The sequence below is a fragment of the Streptomyces lonarensis genome (assembly GCF_012033735.1).
GTDB classification, from domain to species: Bacteria; Actinomycetota; Actinomycetes; order Streptomycetales; family Streptomycetaceae; genus Streptomyces; species Streptomyces lonarensis.
Genome location: NZ_JAAVJD010000316.1, coordinates 1 through 4,900 on the forward strand (window position 1 = coordinate 1; position 4,900 = coordinate 4,900).

A 4,900-nucleotide genomic window follows, 5' to 3' on the forward strand; every position below is an offset into this window, starting at 1 on the left:
GCGCCGGCCCGCGCGGGTGCCGCCGGGGCGGCCGACGCCTCGGCGGGCGCCTCCTCCCCACCCGGCGCCGCGGTGGCAGCGGTGGCGGCCAGCAGCGCCGAGAGGGCGGCCACCGTCGGGTTGCGGAACACGTCGCGCAGCGTGATCTCGCTGCCCAGCACGGCGCGCACCCGGTTGACCAGCCGGACCGCGAGCAGTGAGTGGCCGCCGACCCGGAAGAAGTTGTCCTCCGCGCCGACCTCCTTGCCGTTCAGCACCTCCGAGAACAGTGCGGCGACCGCCGGGTCGACGGTGCCGCCGGCCGGCCCCCCGGGGGCCGCCGCGGGGGCGGCGCCGGGGGCGGGCAGCTCCGCGAGGTCGAGTCGGCCGTCGAGACCGATCGGCAGCCGGGGGACTGCCACCAGCCGCGCCGGGAGCAGGAACTCCGGTACGTCGTCGGCGAGTCGGGCGAGTAGCTCCGCCTCGTCGAGGACGACGCCCGCGTCGGGCACCAGGTACCCGGCGAGCCGCGCCCCGCCGCCGTCGCCGTCGTCGCGGACGACCACCGCGGCCGTCGCCACGCCCGGTCGGTCCGCCAGCGCCCGGGCGACCCGGCCGGGGTCGGGCCGGTAGCCGCCGATCAGGGCGGCCGCCGGTTCGCCCAGGTCGCGGACGCCCCCGTCGGGGGTGCGGACGGCGCGGCGGCCGGTGCGCAGCAGCAACCCGCCCGCCTCCGCCGGGTCCGGCACCCAGCGGGTGGCGGTACCGGCCGGGTCGGCCGGCAGCCCGTCGCCGGGGGCGGCGGGCAGATAGAGATCGCCCGGCACCCCGACGGGGGCGGGCCGGAGCGCGGCGTCCAGCACCGTCTGCCGGACCCCGGTCGGGGCCGTGGCTCCCGCGCCGGGGACGTCGAGCGGGAGTGGCGGCAGCAGTGTGCTGCCGGCGCCGGAGAGCAGCCCGGACCACAACTGCTCCCCGAACTCCGCGGTGCCCAGCGGAGCGCGGACGGCCTGCGGCCGCGGACGGCCGGGACCGGAGGCTGCCCGCACCGCCTCGGCGGTCGCGGTCAGCCCGGCGTGGGTGGCCACCCGGTGGGTGGGCCGGCCCGCGGCGTCGGAGGCCCGGGAGCTGGCGGCGCGGGAGTGGGCGGTGCGGGAGTGGGCGGCGGCCTGGCGGGGGTCCGCGGCGGGCGGGGCGCAGGCTGCGGCGGGCCGGTGCCCGGGGGCGGGGCCGTCCAGCGGGAGCACCCGCAGCGCGGCCGATACCGCCGGGAGGGCAGCGGGGTCGCCGGCGAGCAGCACGGTGGCGCCGCTCGCGGCGAGGGCCGGGCCGTCGGGCGCGGCCGGGTCGGTCAGCAGGTACGAGGCGGAGCACTTGAGGACCGCGAGCGCGGCGGTCACCAGCCGCGGTCCCCGTTCCGCCGCGACCGCGACGACGTCGCCCGGGCGGACACCGCCGTGGGTGAGCCGGTGCGCCAGGGCGTCGGCGTCGCGGTCGAGTCGGGCGTAGCTGAGGGTGGTGCCCTCGGCCCTGAGCGCGGTCCGGCGGGGTGTGCGGCGGGCCTGCGCGGTGAGGCGGTCGTGCACGGTGGCCGGGGTCTCCGGCTCGCCGGTGGTGCCCGCGTTCCCCCGGGTCGGGGGGACGGCGGGCGTGTGGCGCGGGGCGGCCGGGACGGCGGCGCCGGGGTGGGGCGCGTGGCCGTCCGTGGACGGGACGTCCGTGGGGAGGCCGCCCGTGGCGGGGGCGTCCGTGGCGGGGGCGTCCGTGAGCGGGATGTCCTCGACGCGGACGGCCGGGTCGGCGGCCACCGCGGTCAGGACGTGGGCGAGTCGCTCGGCGAGCAGCCCGGCGGTGGCCGGGGTGAACAGGTCGCCGGCGTACTCCAGGACGCCCGTGAGACCCGACGCGCCGCCCTCGGCGTCCCGTTGTTCGGTGAGGGCGAAGGTCAGATCGGCCTTGGCGGTACGCGTCCCGGTGGGGACGGGCGTACCGGCCAGCGGTGAACCGGCCCGCGATACCGGGCCGTTGTCGGTGTGGAGCTGCACCATGACCTGCACCAGGGGGTGGTGGGCGCCGGAACGGTGCGGGGCGAGGTGCTCCACGAGGCGGTCGAACGGGACGTCCTGGTGGGCGAAGGCCGCCAGGTCGGTGGCGCGGACCCGTTCGACCAGCTCGCCGAAGGCGGGGTTGCCGCCGGTGTCGGTGCGCAGCACGAGGGTGTTGACGAAGAAGCCGGTGAGGTGGTCCAGCGCCTCGTCGTCGCGGCCGGCGACGACCGTGCCGATCGGCAGGTCGGTACCGGCGCCGTGCCGGGTCAGGGTGGCGGCCAACGCCGCCTGCACCACCATGAACAGCGTCGCCCCGTGGTGGTGGGCGAGCCGGACGAGACGTCGGTGGGTGGCGGCGTCGACGGCGAACGGGGTGACGTCGCCGCGGTGGCTGGGGGTGGCGGGGCGCGGCCGGTCGGCCGGGAGCTCCAGCAGCGGCGGTGCGCCCGCCAGCTGCTCCGCCCAGTGGGAGAGCAGTCCGGCCGCCCGGCCGGTGCCGTCGGAACTCTCGGCCGGGGAGCCCTCGGCCGGGGAGCCCTCGGCCGGGGAGCCCTCGGCGCCGCCGGGGGAGCCGTCGAGGGAGGCCCGCTGCCAGAGGGTGTAGTCGGCGTACTGGACCGGCAGCGGCTCCCAGGCGGGGGCGGCACCGAGCAGCCGGGCGCGGTAGGCGGTGTCCAGGTCGTCGAGGAGCGGGCCGGTGGACCAGCCGTCGGAGGCGATGTGGTGCAGCAGCAGGAGCAGCGTCGCCGAACCGTCCTCGTGGCCGAACAGCCAGGCGCGGAACGGGATCTCCGCCGCGAGGTCGAAGCGGTGCGCGGCGGCGCGGTCCAGCGCGCCGGGGAGCGCGGCGGCGGCGACCGGCTCGGTGGCGAGCGTCGGCCGGGCGTCGGCCAGCACCCGCTGGTACGGCTCGCCGCCGGCGACGCCGTAGACGGTGCGCAGCACCTCGTGGCGGGCGGCGACGTCCCCCAGCGCCTCGGCGAGCGCGGCGGCGTCCGGCGCGAGTGGCAGCCGGGTCGCGATCGGGATGTTGAAGGCGCTGCTGGGGCCCTGGAGTTGGCCCAGGAACCACAGGCCGCGCTGGGCGTAGGAGAGCGGCAGCCGCTCCGGGCGCTCCGCGGCCGGGACCGGGCGCAGCGGCAGCCGTCCGGCGTCCCCGTCGCCGGCGCGCTCGCGTTCGGTGAGGCGCTGGTCGAGCCCCCGGGCGGTGGGCGCGAGGAACAGGTCGCGAATGCCGACCTCGACGCCGAGGACGGTGCGTATCCGGTTGACCAGCTTGCTGGCGAGCAGCGAATGCCCGCCTGTGCGGAAGAAGTTGTGGTCCGGGCCGATGCTGTCGCGGCCGAGCGAGGCGGCGAACAGCCCGGCCAGCACCTCGCCGCGCGGGGTGAGCGGGGCGGCGCGCGGCGCCGGCTCCCCCTCCGCGGCCGCGGTGGCCGCCACGGCCAGCGCCGCGTGGCGGGCCGCCAGCCCCTCCCGCTCGCTCGCCGACAGCAACCGCTCGCCGGTGGTCCGCACGTCGGGAGAGGCGGCGAACGCCCGCAGGGTCCGCAGATAGACGTCGAGCAGCAGCCGCGCGGTGGCCTCGTCGAAGAGGTCCGTGGCGTACTGGACCCCGATGCCGATGCCGTCGGGCGCGCCGTCGGCGGTGTGCCGCTCGGTGGCGAAGAGGGTGAGGTCGAACTTGGCCGCGGCCAGGTCGGCCATGACGGGCCGGCCGGTGAGCGGGCCGAGCGGGACCTCGGCGTCGGCGTCGTGCTGGAGGGTGAGCATCACCTGGAAGAACGGGTGATGGCCCAGCGCACGCTCGGGGTTGAGGTGTTCCACCAGCAGGTCGAAGGGGAGGTCCTCCCGCTCGTAGGCGGCGAGGTCCGCGTCGCGCACCCGGTCCACCAGCTCGCCGGGGGTGGGGTCGCCGGAGGTGTCGGTGCGCAGCACCAGGGTGTTGACGAAGAAGCCGACGAGCTGCTCCAGCTCGGGTTCGGGCCGGCCGGCGACCGCCGTGCCCAGCGCGATGTCGTGGCCGGCTCCGGCCGTGGTGAGCGCCTCGGCGAGCGCGGCCCGCAGCACCATGAACAGGCTGGCGCGCCGGGAGCGGGCGAGCGCCGTGAGGCCGCGGTGGGCGGCGCCGTCGAGATCGCCGGTGACGGTGGCGCCCCGGTGGGTCGGCTCCGCGGGCCGCGGGCGGTCGGCCGGCAGCGGCGTGACCGGGGGCAGGCCGGTCAGCTCCTCGCGCCACAGCGCCAGTTGCTCCGCGGCGGCGGAGTCGGGGTCTGCCGGGTCGCCCAGCATGTCGCGCTGCCAGAGCGTGTAGTCGGCGTACTGGATCGGCAGCGGCTCCCAGCCGGGGGCCTCCCCGCGCAGCCGCGCCCGGTAGGCGGTGTCCAGGTCGGCGAGGAGCGGCGCCAGGGAGCCGCCGTCGGTGGCGATGTGGTGGATCAGCACCACCAGCGTCGCGCTGCCGTCGCCGGGCACGAACAGCGCGGCGCGGAGCGGCGGTTCGGTCGAGATGTCGAGCGCGGTACGGACGTGGACCCGGATCGCGCCCGGCAGCTCCGCCGGGGCGCAGCCGTGGACCGCGAGCACGCGGTCGGGCGGCGGCAGCAGCTGCTGGCGCGGCTCGCCGTCGGTGGGCGGAAAGACGGTCCGCAGGACCTCGTGGCGCGTGGCGACATCGCGGAGTGCCGCGTCCAGCGCGCCGCTGTCGGGGACCGCGTCCAGCCGGAGCACGACCGGGGCGTTGTAGGTGGCCGACGGCCCTTCCAGCCGGTTCAGAAACCACAGCCGTCGCTGTGCGAAGGACAAGGGGATCACGGTCGTTCCTCACGGTCGGGGCGGTCGGGGCGGCGCCGGCGCGGCACATCTTGATGCCG

1 protein-coding gene is annotated in these 4,900 nt (G+C 78.2%); it reads right to left on the bottom strand.

Annotated features, from left to right (window positions below):
- The coding region (locus HCN56_RS23570; RefSeq protein WP_167974366.1) for a condensation domain-containing protein at positions 1 to 4,841 on the bottom strand (4,841 nt) is incomplete at its 3' end.
- Positions 4,842 to 4,900 lie beyond the last annotated feature (59 nt).